The organism is Thiohalophilus sp. (assembly GCF_034522235.1).
In the GTDB taxonomy this organism is placed as follows: Bacteria; Pseudomonadota; Gammaproteobacteria; order UBA6429; family Thiohalophilaceae; genus Thiohalophilus.
On record NZ_JAXHLN010000003.1, the window covers coordinates 1630067 to 1652342 of the forward strand.

Sequence of the window (22276 nt, forward strand, 5' to 3'; positions counted from 1 at the left end):
GCCCTGGATAACCTCTGTGTTGATAGTGTTTTTCTATGATATACCGATTGAACAATTCGTATTTTGATGCGCCGGGGAAAGTGTTGAATTTTTCTGGCGTTCCCGCCGCAGTGATCCTATAGTCAACAGGATATCTCACTCAGCCAGGTAACAACGATAAACGATCATCTGCATGAGTCAGTCTTTGAATTCCGCTTCCCGCCAACCGACCGCGATTCATCGGCCTCCAGGCACGCTGTTCGCTCTTCTTGTCTGTTTATCGATCTGCCCGGGCCCGGTTGCGGGCGAGACCGGTGCGCAGGACAATTCCCTCAAACAGCGGATCGAGATTCTCGAGCGACAGTTGTCAACGCAGCAAGAGGGGAGTATCGCCGATAAGCAGGCGGCCCAGACCGGTGCGGAGAAGGATAATGAGGCGCCGGTAAAACTGGGTGGCGCGCTGCGCTTTAACTATTTTACCAGTGACCATAGTGATGATCTGAAAAACCGCTATGGGGACACCGGTCTGGATCTGTTCCGCCTCAACGCGGACGGTCAGTTCGGCAAACTGTTTCTGTCCGCCGAGTATCGCTTTTATCGCTACATGAACACCATTCATCACGGCTATGTCGGCTATCAATTAAGTGATAACAGTGAGATACAGGGCGGCATCACCCGGGTTCCCTTCGGTCTGCTGCCCTATGGCGCGCACAACTTCTGGTTCGGCGTACCCTATTATCTGGGACTGGCCGATGATTATGACTCGGGTATCAAATATCAAACCCGCCAGGGCGGCTGGGATACACAGCTGGCCTTTTTCAAGAACGAGGAGCTGGGTAATGCCGGCGATCTGGCGCGCTATTCCTATGATCCGGTGACAACCGGCGCGACCGCTAATCAGGAAACCAACACCGTCAATGCGCGGGTGGCCTATACCTTCAATCGGGACAGTAGCTGTGCTCACGAAGTCGGGCTGTCCGCCCAGGGTGGACAGTTGTATAACGCCGACACCGCCGAAGACGGCGATCACTGGGCCGCGGCCGGTCATCTGGATACACACTGCGGCCGCTGGAACTTTCAACTGCAACTGGCGCGTTATGCCTACAATCCGGAGAATCCCACCGGTATCTCTGATGATACGGTTACCGTCGGCGCGTTTTTGGATAGTTACGAGATCGCCTCACGCGGTAACCTCTATGTCGCCAATGTTGCCTATAATCTGCCGGTCAACTGGCCGGGCATCCAGCTACTGACTTGCTACAATGATTTCAGTATGCTGGACAAGCAGATTAGCGGCTTTGATAATTCCTATATCAATACCACCGGCTGTCTCATCAACGCCGGACCGACCTACACATATGTGGATATTATCCGCGGGAAGAATATGATCTACCTGGGTGACGGTTCGCTGGCCGACGGCGGTAGTCAGGATTGGGAAACCCGTTTTAACATCAACTTTGGTATTTACTGGTAATGCACATGGTTCCATTACACAGAAGTGCTTTTGTCCGTTCCCTGCTGCGCACGGTAACGCTGCTGTGTCTGCTGATTCCGGGCAGCGGAACACTGCAGGCGCAAAGTACGACCTACCCGGATCCGTTGACCTTCGTCAGCTGGGGCGGGGCGTATACGCGCAGCCAGATGCTGGCTTTCGTTTATCCCTTTGAGCGGCGCTTCAATACGCGGGTCAATGTGCTCGATTATCACGGCGGGCTGGATGATATCCGTAATCAGGTCAGCTCACTCAATGTCAAATGGGATGTGATCGATCTGGAACCGGCCGACGCCATTCGCGGCTGCGAGGAGGGATTGCTGCAGCCGCTCGATCCGGCACTGTTGAAAAAGAGTCCCGACGGTAAATCGCTGCAGGAGGATTTTTTGCCCGAGGCCATTCAAAAATGCGCCGTGGGTACGGTGGTCTGGTCGACCGTTATCGCTTATGACCGGCAGCAGTTCAAGGACGGCGCGGCGCCGGAGAGTCTGCAGGATTTCTTTGATACGGTACGGTTTCCCGGCCCCCGCGGCATGCGCCGCACGCCCAAGGCCAACCTGGAGTGGGCGCTGATCAGCGACGGTGTCCCCGCGGACCAGGTCTATTCAGTACTGGAGACTGACGACGGGTTGCAACGGGCGTTCAGCGTACTGGATCGATTGAAGCCGAATATTGTCTGGTGGAACAGCGGCGCCCAGGCACCGCGACTGCTGGAAGCCGGGCGGGTGGTAATGACCACTGCTTATAACGGACGGGTTTACGATGCCATGGCCCAGCGCAGTCCGGGACTGCGAATTATCTGGGACCATCAGATCTGGAGCTATGACCTGCTGGGGATACCACGCCACAGCCGCAACCGGGAGCAGGCCGAGAAATTTATCCGTTTCGCCACCAGCAGTGAACAGCTGGCGGAACAGGCCCGACATATCCCGTACGGACCGGTACGCCACTCCGCAGTTGAGCGAGTCGAGAGCGCCCTGCGGCCCCATCTGCCGACCGAACCGGAAAACTTTGCCAATGCGTTACAGATCAACGCGGCCTGGTGGGCCGAGCATTTCGATCAAATCAATGTCCGCTTCGAAGAGTGGCTGGAACGGCCGGTGCGGGTACCGCGGGCGCTCCCACATTAACTAACAGGGCCGAGGGACGAGTAACGAGGGACGAGGAAGATCAAAATCCGGTAACCACGAAGATACCAGGACACGAAGGATAAAAGCTGAAATTTTATCAAGAACTCTTCGTGTCTTCGTGTCTTGGTGGTGAATCTTTATACGACGGCCCGAGAGTTTTAGACATTTCGTAATGGACGATCTCGCCGAACAGGGTATGACTCCGGCCCAGCAATTGATAACCGTGTTGTTGATAAAAACCTACTACCGGTTCGCGTGCGTGTAGCAGCAACCGCCTCAGTCCCTGTTCCATAGCGGCATTTTCCAGTGCCAACAGGATCTGTTCGCCCAGTCCCTGTCCGCGGTAGTCAGGGTCAACCGCCATATAGCGCAGCTGTCCATTGTTGTTATCGAGCCGATGCAGACGGCCGACCGCGATAACCTGTCCCGCGTCATTGACGATCATGCGATGAGTCGCCTCAGATTCGAGCGCATCGCGTTCACTGCCATGTGGCTGTTGCCAGGGAGCACGCAGGATCCGCCAGCGCAGATCGTAACAGGCCTCGAACTGCGCCGGGGTTTGCGGCGTGACAATCTGCATGGGCGGCGTTGCTGTCAGGCGAATACCACCCAGGTGGTGGCGATATACTTGACGCCCTGTTCGAGCACGCAGGCGCGGTGCTCGTGAGTCCAGAAGGGCGGAAACAGAACCAGTTTACCGGTCTGCGGTTTGACCTTGATGTTCTGATACAAAAATTCGGTTTCGCCGCCGTGGCTGACGTCGTTCAGGTACCACAGCGCGACCAGCTGGCGCATGGCGAAGTCGTGGCTGCCGCCGTCGATGTGCCAGTGATAATACTCGCCGGGCTGGTAGCGTTGCAGGCCGTAACCGATATCCTTGAACGGCCCCTTGAAATAAGGGAAAGTCTCGCGAAACTCCAGCAGGGCGGTCTTGAGTGACTGGAACAGTGCCTGATCCACATCCTTCCAGTGTTCCTTGCCGCTGACCACCAGATCGGTGGTTTTTTTTACCCCGCTGTTCTCATCCACCGTCTGGCCAATACGGCCCGGGTATTGCTCCTCGGTATGCTGTTCGAAGCGTTCGATCATATCCCGACACAGTTCGGCCGACAGGGCATCGGGCTGTTCGAAAATAAAGCTGTTGGGCTGCAACTCGCGAATCGTCTTCAGCGGCGGCGGGGTGAACTCGGTCTGACTGGACATGCTAAAACCTGTGGCAAGTTAGGGTTCAGGATCATAACGCAGAGGCGCAATGTTATGTAAATGTTGAATTTTAAATTTTAAATTTTGAATTGAATGCGTGTCCACCATTCAACATTCAAAATTCAACATTCAAAATTATCTTTTCAGAGTCGGTTTTTTTCGATCAGATCCTGGATGGCTGCCACGTACTGGCGTTCGGGATCGGGCTCGATTTTGAGGATTTCCTCGGTCAGCTGCGACCAGTGTGCCTCGTTGCGATCGGCCAGTTCATCCAGCCGGGCACGATTGCCGGTCTCCTGCCAGTGACGGTAGGCGTCCATCAGCGATGGCGACAGGTGCTTGCGCATGTGGGTCAGGTTGCCGAAATAAAAATGCAACGACGGTTCGCTCTCCTTCTCCAGCAGAGCAGGCAGGGTGGTAATGGCGTCGGCCAGGTGGTCGCGCACCGCGCGCAGCATCAGCTCGGCTTTGGTGTAAGGCAGGGTGATTAGCAACTCTTCCCATTTTTTGCCGAGGCGTTCGCCGGCGCGGATCTCGCCGATTTCATGCAGCAGGATGGTCTCCAGCTCGTTATCCGTCATCGCCTCCAGCGCCTGGTCGACGTTGCCTTTGAAGTCGTAATAGCCCAGCGCCTTGCCCATGGCGTTGTCGGGCTGGTTCCAGTTCCAGCTTTCGAGCTTTTCCCAGAGCATGCGTTTGACGGATTCCCGGCGGATGTAGATATTGTTGCCCTGGGCCATGGCGGGCGGGGAGGTCAGATCCCGGGCCAGCTCCTTGTCGGCGACATACAGGGTATAGCCGTTATACGCATCATGACGCTTGAGCCGGGCGAGAAAAAAGTGGGGCTTGTTGTTGATGCCCAGGCCACCGCTGTAGACCAGTCCGTCGTCACGCAGGGCCGTGTTGATGGCGCCGGAGTCAAACGGATTGTATTCATTGTCGTCGATGCGCATGGGAGCAAATTCCTCGGTCTCCAGGCTCTCCCAGAGCGCCTCGCGCTCGCGCAGCCAGCGCCCGACCTGGCGGTTATCGAGGGAGGCCGAGAAACCTTCTCCGGCCTCCCAGCGGAAGAATTCGCGCATTTTCATCAGATAGATACAGAGGGTGTAATCACCGGCATGACTGGCATCGGCGATGTGGCAGTTGCGCTGTACAGTCTCTTGCAGATTTTGCATCTCGCGACTCATCGGTATCATTATTCCTCGCTGCCCAAACCGGAGTATAATCTTGTTTTTCCGGTAAGTAACTTAGTAAAATACTCTGGATTACAGGTTAGCATGTTGAGCATTCAGGTTCTACCCCTTAATAATCAACATATTAGCAACGTTTTTTAATGTGTATTCGCGCCTCCTGTCCGGGACCGCGCACCCTGGCGCGCATGCCGCGCCCTGATAATTGATATGTGAGGCTAAAATGGTACGTTTAAAGACCCGCTGGCATAACAAGGAGGTCAGCCACAGTTTTGATCAGATCGCCGGCGCACTGGCCTACAACCTCTGGAAAATCGCTATGAACGGCGTCCTGAACCTGGAGAAGGCCGATTTCGAGACCAACAGTCTCAAGCACCGCATGGAAATCATCGCCGAATACCTCGCCTTCAGCGTTCATCTGGCCGATCGCATGACCTACGAGCAGTTCGACGCAAACGAGCGCCAGGCCTTCATGACCGAGCTGGTGGGCAAGTGCGCCAAGCATTATGAGGACAATATGCGCGATGTGATGGGCGGGGGCGATTACCGCCAGGCGTTCATCGAACTGGTCAACCACCGCATGGCCGAGTATGCCGAATGCGACTGGTCAGCCGAAAACGGCCCGAGTTTCGGGATGAAACGGATCTTCGGGGAGTTCGTCAAGGACGTACTCAATGACAAGGACAAGGAGTGGATCGGCCAGCAGATCATCGACGCCGAGGCCCCGGAGATCGTCCAACAGCTGCGCCGGGCGATGCCGAATCTATTTACATAACAAGTAGTTATGGCTTGTATTTAAAGCGTTTTACCGCAGAGGAGATAACTAACAATGTTGAATTCTGAATGTTGAATTTTGAATTATCCGGAATTCCGCAATTTAAAATTCAACATTAACCATTCAAAATTATACCTTCCCCTTTGCGTTGAATAGTTATGAAAAGCCGGGCACAAAAAAGCGGGCCGTAGCCCGCTTTTTTGTTCAACTTGCCGCGGTCAGTGGTTTATTTTTTCCACTTGGCGAAGTTGTCGGTGTTCTTGGCCTTGCCGTCTTCGTAGCCGGCGCTGTAGGCCTCGGTGACACGCTGTTCTTCCCGCCCGGGGTTGTTCAGAAAGCCACCTTGCCAACCCTGGATGTATTCAGGATCAACACCTTCTTTTTCCATCTTGGTCACAGCGTCGTAGTAGTCTTGGTTCATGAGAGTCTCCTCTATGTTCAGCAGATTATCGCAAGGTCATTAGTATTAGTATCAGCAGGTTTCCGCCCACGGCGCATCAAGCGTCGGGCCGGACCGAAATTCAGTCAGTGGCATTTCTGTTGCCGCACAGCGCCAACCCGCCGGGTGGGCCGTACAATGGCCGCGAAATATACCAGAGTCTGGCGCGTAAATCCTGTTTTTCCGCCGTGGTTTCTCGCCCGGTCAGCGGCACGGACTGGCAGCTGCCCCCGGACAAACCCCGGCGTGACAGTAGTGTACAAAAACCCTGAATTATCACGTATATCCCGATAGAGGGAGGCCATCGTATTCAAAGGGAATAATAACCGAGTCCGTGACTAGGTTAAGTAAATCAGGATATACTAGCGCGTTCAAGCGATAAACCCGCAGCGGGAGCCCGATTATGTCAGAACAAAGCAGCACTGAAGAAGTGGAATTTTCCAGCGCCATGTCCGCCTTCGAGGCCAAGCATTTTTCGCGCGCCATGCCCATGTTGATGCCGTTCGCCGAAAAAGGCGATCCGGAAGCCCAGCACCGGGTGGCGATCATGTACCAGAACGGCCTGGGCGTGGTGCGTAGCGACGAACAGGCGCTCAAATGGATGCGCGCCGCCGCCGACCAGGGCCACGCCCTGGCCCAGCACGGCATGGGTTTCATGTATCTTGAAGGCGAGTGCGTTGACAAGGACGAAACCCGGGCTGTGGAATGGTTCCGCAAGGCCGCCGAACAGGGCCTGGCCGGCTCCATGACCACCCTGGCGATGATGTACGAAGAGGGCAAGGGCGTCCCGCAGGACGCCGAAGAAGCCCGGAAATGGTATGCCAAGGCCGGCTTTTGAAGATCAATGTTGAATGATGAATGTTGAATTTTAAATTGGGTTATTCAGCATCAATTCAAAATTTAACATTCAAAATTCAACATTCTTTTTCGTTCTCTGCGCCTCCGCGCGACGTACAGGGATGTACTAGTACCCAAAACACTCGCTACGCTCATGGGGCAGGCTCTGTCGCGGGAGTCATGGATGACGAGAGCGACCCTTTGCGTTATTTACAGTTAATTTGAAAAAGTGGAAATTTAGTTTATGCGTCCAGCCCATTTGGTATCCGTACTCGACAAGGAATTTCTCAGTGCCCGCGAGGGCCAGCATACGCCGGTGATGATCTGGGGGCCGCCCGGGGTGGGCAAGTCGCAGATCATTGGCGATATCGCCGAGCGGCATCAGGTGCCGCTGATCGATATTCGTCTGTCGCAGATGGAGCCCAGTGATCTGCGCGGGATTCCGTTTCGCAAGGCGGAGCTGGTGGAGTGGGCGGTGCCGGCGATTCTGCCGGATGCGCAACGCCACGGCCCCGAAGGCATCCTGTTTCTGGATGAGATCACCTCGGCCACGCCGAGTGTCTCGGCGGCGGCCTATCAGCTGATCCTGGATCGGCGTCTGGGCGAGTACGAGATTCCCGACGGCTGGGCCATTTTCGCCGCCGGCAACCGCCAGGGCGATCGGGGTGTGACCTATACCATGCCGGCACCGCTGGCCAACCGCTTCTCGCATTTCGAGTTCGAGGTCAACCTGGACGACTGGGTGGCCTGGGCCTATCAACACGGGGTCGACGAGCGCATCATCGCCTTTGTGCGGTTTCGTCCCGAACTGTTGTTTGAATTCGATCCGGCGCACAATCCCATGGCGTTTCCCTCGCCGCGTTCCTGGGAGTTTGCCAGCCGCGCGCTGCACAAATTTGAACATCAGCATGATATTCGTCTCGGTACTCTGCAGGCCTGTGTGGGGCCGGCGGCCGGTATCGAGTTGAATGCCTTTATCAACAATCTGGATCAACTGCCGGATATCGATGCCATCGTGCGTGGCGAGCCGGTGTCGGCGCCCAAAGAGATCGATCTGCAGTACGCGGTGGCGGCGTCCCTGGTCGGTCGTGCCATCAAGGCGCGGGACAGCGAGGATTCCATGCAGGTGCACGGCAACATCATCGAATTTGCCAACGCCTTCCCACAGAAGGAGATGGGCGTGATGCTGGTCTCCGATATGCACCGGGCCATTGGACAGGCTATTTTTAACGTGCCGCAGTTTACCAAATGGTCGAATGCCGTGGCCGACGTCATGCTCTACAACTGAACCGGGACGGGTCGTCGAAGGTTATGAGCGAGCAGGATCTGGAAACCAAGCTGGCCGCCGCGCGCACCAAACTGATTATCGACAAACCATTTCTGGGTGCGTTGGTGTTGCGCCTGCCGATGGTCAAGGGCGACCCGGGCTGGTGCAAGACCACCGCCACCGATGCGCGCAAGTTCTACTACAACGCCGAATACATCAACGATCTGAGTCTGGCCCAGACCCAGTTTGTGCTCGCCCATGAGGCGTTGCACTGTGCCCTGTCCCATTTCGTCCGCCGTCAACACCGGGTGCGCCATCGCTGGGATCTGGCCTGCGATTTCGCGATTAACCCGTTACTGATCAAGGACGGCCTGACGCCGCCGCCCAACGCCCTGTACCAGCCGATGTTCGACGGCATGACCGCCGAAGAGATCTATCCCATGCTGGACGATTTCGAGAACGAGACGCCGCAGGATCAGCACGTCTACGACGAATCGGACAGCGAGGGCGAGAATCCGCAGGGCGACAGGGAACCACCGACCGAGACACCACCGCCCAAAGACACGCCCGGCGACCGGCAGAACGACGAACCGGAGCAGGACCCGCCGCAAAACCGGGGCAGTGGCGGCGATCAATCGGCGGACAATGAACAGTCCGGCGGGGGGCAGTCACAGGACAAAGATCCCGCCGAGGGCGAAGGCCAGAGCCCCGAGCTCGAGGAAACCGAGGATCAGGGGGCGCCGCAGCCCCCGCCGCTGTCGCACAGCGAGAAAGAGGCGCTGAACGTGCAATGGAAACAGCGCCTGGCCGGTGCGGCCCAGTCGGCCATGCAGGCCGGCAAGCTGGGCGACGATATGGCGCGGCTGGTGGATTTTCTGCTGCAGCCGGAGCTGCCCTGGCGCTCGCTGCTGGCGCGCTACATGAGCTCGGTGGCGCGCGACGATTACAGCTATACCCGCCCCAATCCCCGGCGCGGCGATCCGGCGGTGTATCCGAGCCTGCGCAGTCAGCAGGTGGATATCGTGGTGGCGATCGACACCAGCGGCTCTGTCTCCGATGGCGAGATACAGGCGTTCATCTCGGAGATCGATGCCATCAAGGGGCAGATGCGTGCGCGCATCACGCTGGTGGCCTGTGACTCCGAGCTGGCCGAGGAGGGCCCCTGGGTCTATGAGCCGTGGGATGAGTTCAGCAAACCGGTGTCGATCACCGGTGGGGGCGGGACCTCGTTTGTGCCGGTGTTCGAGTGGGCCCGGCGTCAGGATCGCTACCCGGAACTACTGATCTATTTCACCGATGCCCAGGGCGCGTTTCCCAAATACGAACCGGACTTTCCGGTGCTCTGGCTGGTCAAGGGCAAGGCGCCGGTGCCCTGGGGCCAGCGTATCCAGCTGAACTGATACAATAGGCTCATGGAACTCTCCAACGAAGACGCGCTGCGCCTGAATGTGCTGTTGAATCAGGAGCTGCAGGCGATCCGCATCGATGAATCGAAAATGATTGTCTACGGCCTGTCGGACAAGGGTGAGGCGACGGTCTCGCTCAATCCCAATTGCCGGGACGAGCAATATCTCAAGCAGGTCAAGGAGCTCATCTCCACTCAGGTGCTGGGGTCGCCGGGCGGCTACCCGGTGTTCCTGCGCCGCTGGACCCGGATGGGTCAGACCAAGGACAAGAGCCTGGCCAAGCTGCTGCAACTGGGCGAGTCTGAGGCGGTGGTGGCCGTGGTCCATGCCGAAGGGCTGACCGACGATCTGGCCCGGCGCGCCTGGTGGGCCATGCCCAGTTCGGAAAATGCCCGCTGCATGCTGCGCCGCGAGGCGGTGGTGCAGGGCGAGATGGGGCCGGTGCTGGCCGATTTCCTGCTCGAATTTCTGCCCTTCGAGGAAGAGCCCCGCGACATCGTCGAGTCGGTGCGCCTGGTGCTGCAGCCGGGACTGATCGACGAGGCGACCCGGGCCGATCTGTGGAGCAAGGGGCAGCGCAAGAACGCCTATCTGGTCGGGTTTCTCAAGACGCTGCCGGATGCACTGCCCGAGCCGGCGACGCCGCATCCAGAATTCGAGACGCTGCAACCGGCGCTCGATGCCCTGATCGAGCAGGGCAATCCGGCGGCGCGGCAACTGCGGCGCACACTGGATGCGCCTGGCCAGGCCTTTCTCAAGACCGCCACCCAGGTGATGAAAAAGCCGGCCAACCAGGACGTGGTGGTGGCCCTGCTGGAGGCGATTGAAGATTACTTTGCCGAACTGCATCCCGGCTGCGCGCCGTGTCGCGAGGTGGCGACGATTCTGGAGACCGCCCGTCGCTGTTGCGCCGATCCGCAACAGCTGCCGGCGCCGGCCCGTGAGGTGATCGAACAGCTCCCCCGGAGCCGGGATCTGGCCGAGTCGGCGCTGGTGCTGGCGCAAATGGGGGTGCCGGTGATTAACCCCATCTTTGCCGTGACCGATTCGGTGGGATCGGTCATGCGGCGCAAGATCGAACCGGTCAGCAGCCCATTTTTTGAACATGCCGGCCGTCTTCTGGGTCAGTCCTGAACCGATGGGACTGACGTTCTCCCGCGTAGCGCTTTCGCTGGTGGTCAAGGTTCCCCTGGAGGAGCTGGAACAGCACATGGTCGCCAACCCGGCGGTGGTCGGCGAGGAGCTGGCGCGCGAGGTGGCGCGCTACGCCCGGCAGCATAAGCTGGGATATTACCCGGCACTGGATTATTTTCTCGAGCACGGCGGTGTGGACCCGGATCTGCTCAATGCACTGGAGAGCATGACCTGGCTGGTCACCGGCCTGGTGCGCGAAGAGATCAAGACCCGTCTGCGGCCGGTGTTTTCCACTATCCGGTTTGAGTCCATTCAGGCACTGGCCTATACCATGCCCACCGTGCGCCCCGGTCAGAACAATGCCCTGTTGCGACTGGGCGAGCATTTCACCCCGGATCAGGTCAAGCTGACCCTGATCGCCACGTCGATCCGCCATCGGGATACCCCCGAGACCGCGATCAAGATGGCCGAGCGCATGACCTGGCGCTGGCTGCATGAACACTTCGAGGCGATCGATATTACCAACATTCGTTATCTGCCACCGGAGGGGGACGATACGCACGCATGATTCGGGTTCAAATGTACTGCACTAAAGCCTGTCCCTATTGTCAGCGCGCCGAACAACTGTTGCGCAAACGCAAGATTCGTTTTGAGAAGATCCGCGTGGACCTGGCCAAAGGCAAGTTACGCGAGATGCTCAAACGCAGCAAACGGGAGACGGTACCGCAGATATTTATCGGCGATCGCCATATCGGCGGGTATGACGAACTGCGCAAACTGGATAAAAACGGTAAATTATTAAAGTTGTTACAATCCGGTTCTCGTGTTTGATCCTGAACTGTCGTTTGGCATGATTCGATGGTAATGTTTATCCAGAACCTTTTATGGATAAACAGATAGTGATAACAGGGGATTTATATGGCCGCCTCAATGGAATCCGCCGCGTCGCAAACGCACAGCCAGGAATTGCGCTCGGCTTATCAACGGGTTCGCAAGGCCAGTGAGCTGATTTGCGAGCCGTTGATGATCGAGGATTACGGCGTGCAGACCATGCCCGACGTCAGCCCGCCCAAATGGCATCTGGCGCACCTCAGCTGGTTTTTCGAGACCTTTGTGCTCAAGCCGTTTGTTGACGATTACCCGGAGTTTCATCCCGATTACGTGCGCCTGTTCAACTCCTATTACGAACAGGTCAGCGTCTATCATCCCCGTCCGCAGCGCGGCCTGTTATCGCGTCCGACCGTCGATGAGATCTACGCCTATCGCGCGCATGTCGACGCGGCGATGCTGCAGCTGATCGATTCGGGCCGCGCCGAAGCCGACGCACAAATCCAGGAACGTCTGGTCACCGGTCTGCATCACGAACAGCAACATCAGGAGCTGTTGCTGACCGATATCAAACATATCCTCGGCATGAACCCCCTGCGACCCGCCTACCGGGAATGTGAGCTGCCACAGGGTATGGCACAACCGCTCGAGTTCATCCGCTTTACCGGCGGGCTGAAAAAACTCGGTGCCGAACAGGACGGTTTCGCGTTTGATAACGAGCGGCCCCGGCACGATATCTGGCAGCCGCCGTTTCGGATTGCCTCGCGCCCGATCACCAACGGCGAGTACATCGACTTCATCGAGGACGGCGGTTATCTGCGCCCCGAGCTATGGCTGGCCGACGGCTGGGCCGCGATCAAGGCCGGACAATTTCATGCCCCGCTGTACTGGGAGAACCGCGACGGTGTGTGGTGGCACTATACCCTGGGCGGCATGCAGCCGATCGATCCCCACGCACCGGTGGCGCATGTCAATTACTTTGAAGCCGACGCCTATGCCGGCTGGGCCGGCAAGCGCCTGCCGACCGAGGCGGAGTGGGAGACCGCGGCGGAAAACCGGCCCATTGAAGGCAATCTGCGCAGCAGCGGTTATCTGCAACCGCTCGCCCCGGACACGACCGCAACAGGCCTGAGCCAGATATACGGCGACGTCTGGGAATGGACGCAAAGCGCCTACGGGCCTTATCCCAAATACCAACCAGCCGAGGGCGCGCTGGGTGAATACAACGGCAAGTTTATGTGTGGCCAGTATGTGCTCAAAGGCGGCTCCTGCGTCACGCCGGCCGATCATATCCGCCGCACCTATCGCAACTTTTTCTATCCCGCCGATCAATGGCAGTTCAGCGGATTTCGCCTGGCGGAGGATATCTGATGTCGGGCCTGCCGAAAACGCGTATTCAATTTTATGATGAACATCCGCTTATGGCCGATTTTTTCGGTGAAGTGCTGAGCGGGTTGCAACATCAACCACGACAAATTCCGCCAAAATTCTTTTATGACGAACGGGGCTCGGAACTGTTCGATGCCATTTGCCGAACCGAAGAGTATTATCCGACCCGCACCGAACAACAGTTGCTGCGAACCCATGCCGCCGAGATTGCCGATCTGATCGGCAAGCAGTGTCTGTTGATTGAACCGGGCAGCGGTAACAGCGAGAAGGTCAGGTTACTGCTGGATAAATTGCAACCCGCTGCCTATCTACCGATGGATATTTCCGGGGATTTTCTCTTTCAGGCCGCCGAGCAGGTGGCGAATGACTATCCCTGGCTGGCGGTGCATGCCGCCTGTGTTGACTTCACCGTGCCATTGAATTTGCCCTGGTGTCCAGCCAACCGCCGACGATTGATTTTCTTTCCGGGTTCCAGTATCGGCAACTTCGATCCCGGGCAGGCGGAAGAATTCTTGCGCAACCTGCATGGCGTGGCCGGTGATCAAGGGAGTTTGTTGATTGGTGTGGATCTGAAAAAAGATCCGTCGATCCTCAATGCCGCCTATAACGACAGCGATGGTGTGACCGCGGCATTTAATCTGAATTTATTGCACCGCATACAACGGGAACTCGATGCTGAACTCGATCCGGCTTTGTTCAGGCATCATGCTTTTTATAATGAACATCAGGGCAGAGTAGAAATGCATCTGGTCAGCCAGCAGGCACAGACGCTGAAAATCGGCGAACAGCGATTCCACTTCGACAAGGGTGAGTCGATTCACACCGAAAGCTCCTACAAATATACCGTCGAAGAGTTTGTCGAGCTGGCGGGGCGCGCCGGCTTCACCAGCCGCCAGGTCTGGACCGATCCCGACAATTTATTCAGTCTGCACTATTTTGACGTTGGAGACTGAATAATTTTGAATTAAATGCAAATCAGTAATTCAAAATTTAAAATTCAACATTCAAAATTATATTGTCGCGTCTCTGCGGTAAATCTTTTATTTTGTCTGTTTGTTACCCTCTTCGGGCGGTTTGGCGAGGGAGCGCAGTTGCAGGTGCAGGGCGGCTTTGGCGAGCAGGTGGGCGCTGACCGGGGCGGTGATGAACAGGAACAGGGTGACCAGTATCTCGTGCAGGCTGAGTTCGTCGCCGCGGCTGAAGTATATGGACGAGGCGAACAACAGGCTGCCGACCCCCAGGGTGGTGGCCTTGGTGGGCCCGTGCAGGCGGGTGTAGAAGTCTTTCAGGCGTACCAGACCCAGTGAGCCGATGAAGGTGAACACCGCGCCAATCAGAATCAATCCTGAGATAATGTATTCGGCCATAAGGGTTACTCGATAATGTCGCCGCGCAACAGGTATTTACTCAGCGCCACCGTGCCGACAAAGCCCATCAGGGCGATCAGCAGCGCCGCTTCGAAGTAGATGTTGCTGGCAGAGTAAATACCGAACAGCACCAGCAAGGCAATGGTGTTCACATACAGGGTATCCAGCGCCAGAATCCGATCCGGGGCATCCGGCCCGAACAACAGTCGCCAGAAATTGAGTACCACGGCCAGCGTCACCAGGGTAAAGGCGATGGGGATGACGATCTCGATCATGGTTCGAATACCTCCTTCAACGGCGCTTCATAACGCTGTTTGATCTTCTTCACCAGCGCCTCGCTGTCGGTTTCATGCAGGGCGTGGACCAGCAGGTGGCTGTGATCTTCGGCAAGTTGTGCCGACACGGTGCCCGGTGTCAGGGTAATGGTGTTGGCCAGCATGCTGATGGCCAGTTCATTGCGCAGATCCAGCGGCAGCTCGATAAAGACGGGGCGCAGTTTCTTCGGCCGGCCGAGAATCAGCGCCGCCACGATCAGGTTGGCCACGATGATATCGAACAGGACGATGACAAGGAATCTGAGCAGCACCAGCGGCCGGGCAATGCGCACCTTCTCCGGCCAGAAGTGGCGGGTAAACAGCGGGATCGCCCAGCCGAACAGCAATCCCAGCAGCAGCTGGCCGGGGGCAAAGCTGTTGACCAGCAACAGCCAGATCACTGTCAGCGCCAGGGTCAGCACGGGATGGGGTAGCAGATGTTGTCTCATGAGCCGCTTCCTCCCAGTACCGCGCGAATATAGATGTCCGGCTGCAGCAGTTGTTCGGCGATGGTGCGGGTCATGCTGTCCACCGGCCCGGCGCCGATCACCAGGGCGAGACACAACAGCAACAGGCCGCCGACCGGAAGCAGCTCTGCTCCTAAACGCCAGGCGATTTGCTGCGTCTTGTCAGCAGGCTTGTCACTGACCACCGAGCGATAGAAGAGCACGCTGCCCGAGCGCGCCAGAGCGACGATCGTCAGCAGGCCGCCACCGAGGACAATTGCCAGTACCCAGGCGATGGCGGGGCTGTCCAGCGCCGCGCGCAGGATTAGAAATTTACCCACAAAGCCCGACAGCGGCGGCAGCCCGGCCACCAGAAGGGCGAGAATAAAAAACAGCCCGCCAAGCAACCGGCGATCCGCCAGGACCACATTGGGGACAAACTGATCCCCGGCGTCCACGCGGCGCCGGGCGATGCTGTCGGCCAGCAGGAAGAAGGCGCCACCGGCAAAGCAGGTATGCGGCAGATAATAGAGTCCGGCGGCAATCCCGTCGACACCGCCCAGGGCAAAGGCGGTGAGCAGGGAGCCGACCGAGATGACCACCAGCCAGGCGATCTGCCGGCGCAGGGCAGTGCTGGCCATCACCCCCAGGGTCCCCAGTACCAGGGTCGTCAGGGCCAGCGGCAACAGCCAGGCATCGAGCAGGTCTGCCGCGGCCCCCTGGCCGTAGAGCAGGGTATCCAGGCGTAAAATCCCGTAGGCGCCGACCTTGGTCATGATCACAAACAGGGCCGCCACCGGCGCGGTGGCGGCCGAGTAGGCCGCCGGCAACCACAGGTGCAGCGGCACCAGTGCTGCCTTGAGCGCGAACACGCCGAACAGCAGCAGCCCGGCCAGACGCACCAGCCCGATCTGTTCGGGCGTGACCTGACTGATCCGCACGGCCAGATCGGCCATGTTGAGGGTACCGAAGACGCCATACAGGGTGCCGACAGCAAACAGGAACAGCGTGGAGCCGGCCAGATTGATCACCACAAAGTGGAGTCCGGCGCGGGTCCGTTGGGGGCCGCTGCCGTGCAGCAAGAGGCCGTAGGAGGCGAGCAGCAGGATCTCGAAAAAGACGAACAGGTTGAACAGATCCCCGGTCAAAAAGGCGCCCTGCAAACCGAACAGCTGTAGCTGGAACAGCACATGAAAATGCCGTCCGGCTCGATCCGCCCCCTGGCAGGCATATAGCAGGGCGAACAGGGCCAGCAGGGTGGTAATGACTACCATCCAGGCGGCGAGCGGATCGGCGACCAGGACGATACCGAAGGGAGCCTGCCAGTTACCCAGTGCATAGACTTGCAGCGGCCCGTCGAGCACGCGCTGTAACAGGCGAACGGCAATGACGACCTGGGCCAGCAGGGCCAGCAGACTGAGGCCCCGTTGCCAGCGGACCGTCATGCGGCGTAGCAGGAGCAACAGGATGCCGCTTAACAGCGGCAACAGGATCGGGGCGATAACCAGATGGGCCGTCATGCGTCGCGCCCGTCCACGTGGTCATTACCCAGTTCCGCGCGCGCCTTGAGGGCCAGCACGATGGCAAAGGCGGTCATGCCGAAACTGATCACAATGGCGGTGAGCACCAGTGCCTGGGGCAGGGGATCGGTATACTGGCTGATACCCTCGCGAATGATCGGCGGTTGACCAATGGTCAGCCGGCCCATGGCGAACAGAAAGACATTGACCGCATAGGAGAGCAGGGTCAGTCCCAGGACCATCGGGAAGCTGCGTCCGCGCAACATCAGATAGACGCCGCAGGCGGTCAACACACCGATGATGAACGATAACAGCGCTTCCATCAGGCTAGCTCTCCGGGCGGTTTCTGTTCCGTGCTATCGTCGCTGTGCAACATGCCGATAAAGATCAGAATCAGCAGCGTGGCACCCACCACGGTCAAATAGACCCCCAGATCGAACAGCATGGCCGTGGCCAGTTCAAACTCACCGACGATCGGCCAGTGCACATGACTGAAGGTGGAGGTCAAAAACGGATAACCGAACCACCCGCTGCCCAGCCCGGTGAGGGTGGCCAGTAACAGGCCAATCCCGATCACCGGGTGCATGTTGGCGGGCAGGCGTGCCCGGGTCCAGCGTACGCCGTTGGCCAGATACTGGGTAATCAGCGCCACGGCGGTTACCAGCCCGGCGATAAAGCCGCCACCGGGCAGATTGTGACCGCGCAGCAGAATAAACAGCGAGACCAGCAAGGCCATGGGCAGCAATATCCGGGTCAGGGAGGCCATGATGGTGGGATGGATGTCGCGATTCCACGGACGGCCACGGCGGTCGACCGTGGGGCCGCTCAGCGCCAGGTGTTCCAGCATGGCGTAGATCCCCAGTGCCGCCAGCGCCAGCACGGTAATCTCGCCGAGCGTATCGAAGCCGCGGAAGTCGACCAGGATGACGTTGACCACGTTGGTGCCGCCGCCACCGCTGACGCTGTTGTCGAGAAAGTAATCGGAGATACTGCTAAAGGGCCGGGTCAATACCGCCCAGCTCAGCAGGCCTGCCCCGCCGCCGGCGGCCAGCGCCAGCAGCAGATCACGAGCGCGGCGCCACAGCCCGGATTCCGGCACCTGCTGCTGGGGCAGGTAATAGAGGGCCAGCAGCAGCAGGACGATGGTGACCACCTCCACCGACAGCTGGGTCAGGGCCAGATCCGGCGCGGAGAATTTAACGAAAATCAGCGCCACGATCAGCCCCACCGCACCCATCACGATCAGGCTTAACAGCCGTCGACGATGCAGCAGCACGGTTCCCAGCCCGGCGGCGATGATTCCCACGGCGGCGACCAGACTCACACCATCGAGCGGCAGCGTACTGCGCGGGCCGCGCAGGATACCGTCGCCGGCCAGAAAACCGCTGATCCCCAGGACCAGGGCGCTGAACACAAACCAGGCCAGCATGCGTTGCAGGGAGCCGATGTCGGTGTGCCGGGTAATGCCGGCTGCCAGGGCATTGAGGGCGCGCAGCAGGGCGTCGAACACCTTGCTGGCCTGAACATAGGGCTCGAAACGATCATACAGACGAAACAGGGGATAGCGCAGGGTGTATACCAGCAGCCCGCCGAGCAGGGCGATGATGCTCATCAACAGTGCCGGACTGAAACCGTGCCAGATGGCCAGATCAAAGTGCGGCAGTGGCGCTTGCAGGACACCCCCGGCGGCAATGCGCAACAGGGGTTCGACGGTCAGGGTCGGCAGGATACCCACCAGCAGGCACAACGCTACCAGCATCTCCACCGGCACTTTCATCCAGCGCGGCGGTTCGTGCGGTGTTTTGGGTAAACCGATCGGCTCGCCGTTGAAAAACACATCATGAATAAAGCGAATGGAATAGGCGAATGCGAAGACCCCCGACAGCGTCACCAGCGCCGGCAATATCCAGCCCAGTTGCAGATAGGTGGTGGCACTGACCGCTTCGGCGAAAAACATCTCCTTGGAGAGAAAACCGTTGAGCAGCGGCACTCCGGCCATCGCCCCGGCGGCCACCATCGCCAGCAGCGCGGTATGGGGCATGTATTTCCACAGACCGTTGAGTTGGCGCATGTCGCGCGAGCCACTTTCGTGATCGATGATCCCGGCGGCCATGAACAACGAGGCCTTGAAGATGGCGTGATTGATGATATGGAATACCCCGGCCACCGCCGCCAGCGGGGTGCCGATGCCGAACAATAACGTGATCAGGCCCAGGTGGCTGATGGTGGAGTAGGCCAGCAGTCCCTTGAGGTCGTGTTTGAACAGGGCGACGATGGCACCGACCAGCAGCGTAATCAGGCCGGCGCCACCCACCAGCCAGGACCACTCCGGCGTGTTCGACAGGGCAGGAAAAAACCGCGCCAGCAAAAAGACCCCGGCCTTGACCATGGTGGCCGAGTGCAGATAGGCGGAGACCGGGGTGGGCGCCGCCATCGCATTGGGTAACCAGAAGTGAAACGGGAACTGGGCGGACTTGGTAAAGGCGCCGAGCAGAATCAGGATCAATACCGTCAGATATTGAGGGTGATTGCGAATCAGCTCCCCGGCATTAAGGATCACAGACAGCTCATAACTGCCCACCATCTCACCCAGCAGCACAAAGCCCCCGAACATCGCCAGTCCCCCGGCGCCGGTGATGGCCAGGGCCATGCGGGCACCGTTGCGGGCCTCACTGCGATCCTGCCAGTAGCTGATCAATAAAAATGACGACAGACTGGTCATTTCCCAGAAGATCAAAAGCTGGATAATGTTTTCCGACAGGACGATGCCCAGCATGGCGCCCATAAACAGCAACAAATAGGCGTAAAAGCGTCCCATGCAATCCTGCTCGGAGAGGTAATAGCGGGCATAGAGGACGATCAGCAGACCGATACCCAGAATCAGCAGGGCAAACAGCAGTCCCAGACCGTCGAGTCGAAAGACCAGGTCCAGACCTGCCGTCGGGATCCAGCTCCAGCGTTCGATGGTGGTCTCGCCGTCAAGGACCGGCATCATCAAAAACAGCAACTGGATCAGCGCGACAATGACTACCACGCCGGAGAGCCACGCCGCATGCAGTCGCCCCAAGCGGGAGACCAGCGCAGCCAGCATGCTGCCGACAAAGATTGTGAATACCAGTCCCAGCAGACTCATGGGTCGCGTTTTATCCTTCTACAGACAACGGGTTTTTAACCCGCTGAACATAACTGTCAGGTTTGTTGTGGCGCAACGAAACGCACAATACCACAAGCGTCTCTCAGGTGCCTGCATGGGGCGGTATTGCCGGGGCGTTCATTGGTCGTTTTTCATACAGATACAACCAGCCTTTGACAATGCGATAGACCACCCAGAAAAAAGTCGCGAGCAGGATCAGCCAGCCGATCACAATGAAGTAAGTGATGGCGCCGATAATGAAGCCGATCAGGCTGTACCAGAAGGTGCGGATTTGCCAGCGAAAGTGGGATTCGAGCCAGGTGCCGCGCACATCATCCAGTTTGACGTAATTGACGATCACCGCAATCGCATAAGTCAGCGGACCGGTGACAAAGATCAGTGCCTGCAGCAGATAGACAATGTGGGTCAGTTTGACCAGATTGTCGAGGGGATCCTGATAGGGGTCGTAGGTCGGTTCCATAAGTTTAAGTTGTTTTTTATAAAGTTGTTGTTATGCCGGTTGTCAGAATAATGGCGAACAAGCTGTTCAATGAGTTACGTGCTTTATTGATTGACAGCCTGTTTTGCCGAAGCCTCTTCATCCGCAAGTTGCAGCCAGTTTGCACGGGCGGAAGATTGTGCCGGGGTGGCATCCGCCTGCCCGGTTAAATAGACCGTATCGGCCGGCGCCGGTTCCAGGCGGATACGGGTTTCGAACAGTTCATCCCGCCGAAAAACGTGAATTGTGGTTGGTGTATCAAGCGGATAATTCGCCAGCCGGGATTCCAGGTTATTTTTGTCGACCTTGATGCCGTCCCAGGCAATGATGACATCGCCGGCGGAGAGACCGGCTTTTTGCGCCGGTCCGTTGTCAAACACATGGCTGAGTCGGGCACCGGTGTTGTCGACGACGACCCGTGCGCCAAGCCAGGGTTGTGGTCGGTTGGCGATTTCATCAACCGCCGGCTCACCGCCCTTGTCATCGGCATTGCGGGCGGGGCGTAGTTGAAAATCGATACCCGGATCGGCGAACAGGTCTTGCAACGGCGGATCCTCGGTGCCGTAGACATAGCGGGTGAAAAAATCGCTCAGATCCCGTCCGGCAATATCCGCCGCCAGCTGTTCGATCCCGCCTTCGGGCACGCCGATCCCTGCTTTGCCGTACGCCTGCCAGAGTCGACGCATCAGATCATCCAGTGACTGCTGTTGATCCGTTACCCGGCGCAGGGTCAGATCCAGTGCCAGGGCAATCAACGCGCCTTTGGCGTAATAACTGACGATATTATTCGGGGCGCTTTCATCCTGTTTGTAAAACTTGCTCCAGGCATCGAAACTGCTGTCGGCGACACTCTGCTTGAAACGTCCCGCGCCGCGCCACACGCGGGTGGCGGTCTGGCCCAGCAGCTGGAGATAACTTTGCGGTTCGATCAGACCGCTGCGCACCAGTGCCAGATCATCGTAATAGGAAGTGATGCCTTCGAAGGCCCATAACTGCCGGGTCGGGGTTTCGCGGCTCAGATCGTAGGGCATGAAGGCCGCCGGCTTGATGCGCTTGATGTTCCACAAATGAAAATATTCGTGACTGCACAGGCCGAGGAAATTGCGATAGTTGTCGTTGATCGCTTCCTGATCCGGCAGCGGCAGATCGTTGCGACTGCACAGCAGACTGGTGGAACTGCGATGCTCCAGCCCGCCGTAGCCCTCGCCGACCACCATCACCAGAAACAGATAACGCTCCATCTTCGGCAGTTCGCCATACATTGCAACATGGGTGGTGCAGATCTTTTCCAGGTCCCGGCACAGACGCGGCAGATCGGCGCGATGTTTGCCGGTGATGGCAATGTCGTGCGGCGTATCGGCGACTTCGAACGAGGCCAGATCGAACTCGCCCATCTCCACCGGGTGATCGATCAATTCTTCATAGTCCCGGGCCAGATAGCTGCCGAAGCGGTACAGCCCGGCATCCAGGCGCGGCAGCGTGGTGGCGACCCGCCAGTTTTCATAGGCGGCGCCGGCCGGCGGGGCAATATCGACCCGGCAGGGTTGATCGCTCTGGCCGTCGACGGAGACAAACACACTGGTGCCATTGAAATAGCCGTGGCCGGTATCCAGATGCGCGCCGCGCACCGACAGATCCCAGGCATAGACCTCGTATTCTATATATAAGGGCCCATCACAAGGCAATACCTGCCAGCTTGCCTTGTCCCGCTTTTCCACCGTCACCGGATTATGTTCTCGATCGGTCGCGTTGAGCCAGATAATGTTTTTGGCAAAGTCACGGATCATGTAACTGCCGGGAATCCAGTTCGGCATACTCAGGCGCTGGCCGTCCGGATCCGGTTGTTCGATACAGCAGCGAACGCGAAACAGATGGGCTTCCGGTGAGACCGGAAAAATGGAATACGCGACAGGGTAATTCTGACTCAC

24 protein-coding genes are annotated in these 22276 nt (G+C 58.2%); 12 read left to right on the top strand and 12 right to left on the bottom strand.

Annotation, left to right across the window (positions count from 1 at the left end):
- The first annotated feature begins 172 nt into the window (after positions 1 to 172).
- The gene (locus tag U5J94_RS10900; RefSeq protein ID WP_322565666.1) at positions 173 to 1453 is read left to right on the top strand and encodes a hypothetical protein; all 1281 of its coding nucleotides are present in this window, start codon (positions 173 to 175) and stop codon (positions 1451 to 1453) included.
- 5 nt (positions 1454 to 1458) lie between these two features.
- A complete protein-coding gene (locus tag U5J94_RS10905; RefSeq protein ID WP_322565667.1) occupies positions 1459 to 2601 on the top strand; it encodes an ABC transporter substrate-binding protein in 1143 nt (380 codons plus the stop codon).
- 97 nt (positions 2602 to 2698) lie between these two features.
- On the opposite strand, the gene U5J94_RS10910 is transcribed toward U5J94_RS10905, so the two are convergent.
- The 3 genes from U5J94_RS10910 to U5J94_RS10920 form a co-directional block, all read right to left on the bottom strand.
- The gene (locus U5J94_RS10910; protein ID WP_322565668.1) at positions 2699 to 3181 is read right to left on the bottom strand and encodes a GNAT family N-acetyltransferase; all 483 of its coding nucleotides are present in this window, start codon (positions 3179 to 3181) and stop codon (positions 2699 to 2701) included.
- A gap of 14 nt (positions 3182 to 3195) precedes the next feature.
- Entirely contained in the window at positions 3196 to 3804 is a 609-nt protein-coding gene (locus U5J94_RS10915; protein WP_322565669.1) for a 2OG-Fe(II) oxygenase, read from the bottom strand.
- A 143-nt stretch (positions 3805 to 3947) separates the two neighbouring features.
- A complete protein-coding gene (locus U5J94_RS10920; RefSeq protein WP_322565670.1) occupies positions 3948 to 4979 on the bottom strand; it encodes an Sfum_1244 family protein in 1032 nt (343 codons plus the stop codon).
- A 238-nt stretch (positions 4980 to 5217) separates the two neighbouring features.
- Between U5J94_RS10920 and U5J94_RS10925 the strand changes: the two genes are divergently transcribed.
- Positions 5218 to 5769 (top strand): hypothetical protein, encoded by a 552-nt coding sequence (locus U5J94_RS10925; RefSeq protein WP_322565671.1) that lies wholly within the window; start codon positions 5218 to 5220, stop codon positions 5767 to 5769.
- Between the two features lie 226 nt (positions 5770 to 5995).
- Here the strand turns inward: U5J94_RS10925 and U5J94_RS10930 are convergent, their stop codons facing one another.
- Positions 5996 to 6190, bottom strand: a complete 195-nt coding sequence (locus U5J94_RS10930; protein WP_134081998.1) for an Alvin_2107 family globule sulfur oxidation protein — start codon at positions 6188 to 6190, stop codon at positions 5996 to 5998.
- Between the two features lie 107 nt (positions 6191 to 6297).
- On the opposite strand from U5J94_RS10930, the gene U5J94_RS10935 reads away from it, so the two are divergent.
- The 9 genes from U5J94_RS10935 to egtD all read left to right on the top strand — a co-directional run bounded on the left by U5J94_RS10935 (position 6298) and on the right by egtD (position 14022).
- Positions 6298 to 6480 carry a hypothetical protein gene (locus tag U5J94_RS10935; protein WP_322565672.1) on the top strand — a complete coding sequence of 61 codons (183 nt, stop codon included), beginning with the start codon at positions 6298 to 6300 and terminating at the stop codon, positions 6478 to 6480.
- Positions 6481 to 6611: 131 nt separating this feature from the next.
- Positions 6612 to 7046, top strand: a complete 435-nt coding sequence (locus U5J94_RS10940; protein WP_322565673.1) for a tetratricopeptide repeat protein — start codon at positions 6612 to 6614, stop codon at positions 7044 to 7046.
- 243 nt (positions 7047 to 7289) lie between these two features.
- Positions 7290 to 8333 (top strand): AAA family ATPase, encoded by a 1044-nt coding sequence (locus tag U5J94_RS10945; protein ID WP_322565674.1) that lies wholly within the window; start codon positions 7290 to 7292, stop codon positions 8331 to 8333.
- A gap of 23 nt (positions 8334 to 8356) precedes the next feature.
- Positions 8357 to 9712 carry a DUF2201 family putative metallopeptidase gene (locus tag U5J94_RS10950; RefSeq protein ID WP_322565675.1) on the top strand — a complete coding sequence of 452 codons (1356 nt, stop codon included), beginning with the start codon at positions 8357 to 8359 and terminating at the stop codon, positions 9710 to 9712.
- A 12-nt stretch (positions 9713 to 9724) separates the two neighbouring features.
- Complete coding sequence (locus U5J94_RS10955; RefSeq protein WP_322565676.1) at positions 9725 to 10852, top strand: hypothetical protein; 1128 nt, start codon at positions 9725 to 9727, stop codon at positions 10850 to 10852.
- Entirely contained in the window at positions 10818 to 11420 is a 603-nt protein-coding gene (locus tag U5J94_RS10960; RefSeq protein ID WP_322565677.1) for a hypothetical protein, read from the top strand. Before U5J94_RS10955 ends, U5J94_RS10960 begins: the two co-directional genes overlap by 35 nt.
- 11 nt (positions 11421 to 11431) lie before the next feature.
- Positions 11432 to 11683 carry a glutaredoxin 3 gene (gene grxC / locus U5J94_RS10965; RefSeq protein WP_322565678.1) on the top strand — a complete coding sequence of 84 codons (252 nt, stop codon included), beginning with the start codon at positions 11432 to 11434 and terminating at the stop codon, positions 11681 to 11683.
- Between the two features lie 87 nt (positions 11684 to 11770).
- Entirely contained in the window at positions 11771 to 13051 is a 1281-nt protein-coding gene (gene egtB / locus U5J94_RS10970) for an ergothioneine biosynthesis protein EgtB (RefSeq protein ID WP_322565679.1), read from the top strand.
- Positions 13051 to 14022 carry an L-histidine N(alpha)-methyltransferase gene (egtD, locus tag U5J94_RS10975; RefSeq protein ID WP_322565680.1) on the top strand — a complete coding sequence of 324 codons (972 nt, stop codon included), beginning with the start codon at positions 13051 to 13053 and terminating at the stop codon, positions 14020 to 14022. Before egtB ends, egtD begins: the two co-directional genes overlap by 1 nt.
- A gap of 87 nt (positions 14023 to 14109) precedes the next feature.
- On the opposite strand, the gene U5J94_RS10980 is transcribed toward egtD, so the two are convergent.
- The 8 genes from U5J94_RS10980 to U5J94_RS11015 form a co-directional block, all read right to left on the bottom strand.
- Positions 14110 to 14436 carry a Na+/H+ antiporter subunit G gene (locus U5J94_RS10980; protein WP_322565681.1) on the bottom strand — a complete coding sequence of 109 codons (327 nt, stop codon included), beginning with the start codon at positions 14434 to 14436 and terminating at the stop codon, positions 14110 to 14112.
- A gap of 5 nt (positions 14437 to 14441) precedes the next feature.
- On the bottom strand, positions 14442 to 14711 hold the full coding sequence (locus U5J94_RS10985) for a K+/H+ antiporter subunit F (RefSeq protein WP_322565682.1): 270 nt from the start codon (positions 14709 to 14711) through the stop codon (positions 14442 to 14444).
- Complete coding sequence (locus U5J94_RS10990) at positions 14708 to 15199, bottom strand: Na+/H+ antiporter subunit E (protein WP_322565683.1); 492 nt, start codon at positions 15197 to 15199, stop codon at positions 14708 to 14710. Before U5J94_RS10990 ends, U5J94_RS10985 begins: the two co-directional genes overlap by 4 nt.
- Positions 15196 to 16716, bottom strand: coding sequence for a monovalent cation/H+ antiporter subunit D (locus tag U5J94_RS10995; protein ID WP_322565684.1), 1521 nt, complete (start codon positions 16714 to 16716; stop codon positions 15196 to 15198). Before U5J94_RS10995 ends, U5J94_RS10990 begins: the two co-directional genes overlap by 4 nt.
- On the bottom strand, positions 16713 to 17039 hold the full coding sequence (locus U5J94_RS11000; protein ID WP_322565685.1) for a Na+/H+ antiporter subunit C: 327 nt from the start codon (positions 17037 to 17039) through the stop codon (positions 16713 to 16715). The genes U5J94_RS10995 and U5J94_RS11000 overlap by 4 nt, the downstream gene beginning before the upstream one ends.
- Positions 17039 to 19849, bottom strand: a complete 2811-nt coding sequence (locus U5J94_RS11005; protein ID WP_322565686.1) for a monovalent cation/H+ antiporter subunit A — start codon at positions 19847 to 19849, stop codon at positions 17039 to 17041. The genes U5J94_RS11000 and U5J94_RS11005 overlap by 1 nt, the downstream gene beginning before the upstream one ends.
- 103 nt (positions 19850 to 19952) lie before the next feature.
- Positions 19953 to 20330 (bottom strand): hypothetical protein, encoded by a 378-nt coding sequence (locus U5J94_RS11010; protein ID WP_322565687.1) that lies wholly within the window; start codon positions 20328 to 20330, stop codon positions 19953 to 19955.
- 83 nt (positions 20331 to 20413) lie between these two features.
- Positions 20414 to 22276, bottom strand: a complete 1863-nt coding sequence (locus U5J94_RS11015; RefSeq protein WP_322565688.1) for a M61 family metallopeptidase — start codon at positions 22274 to 22276, stop codon at positions 20414 to 20416.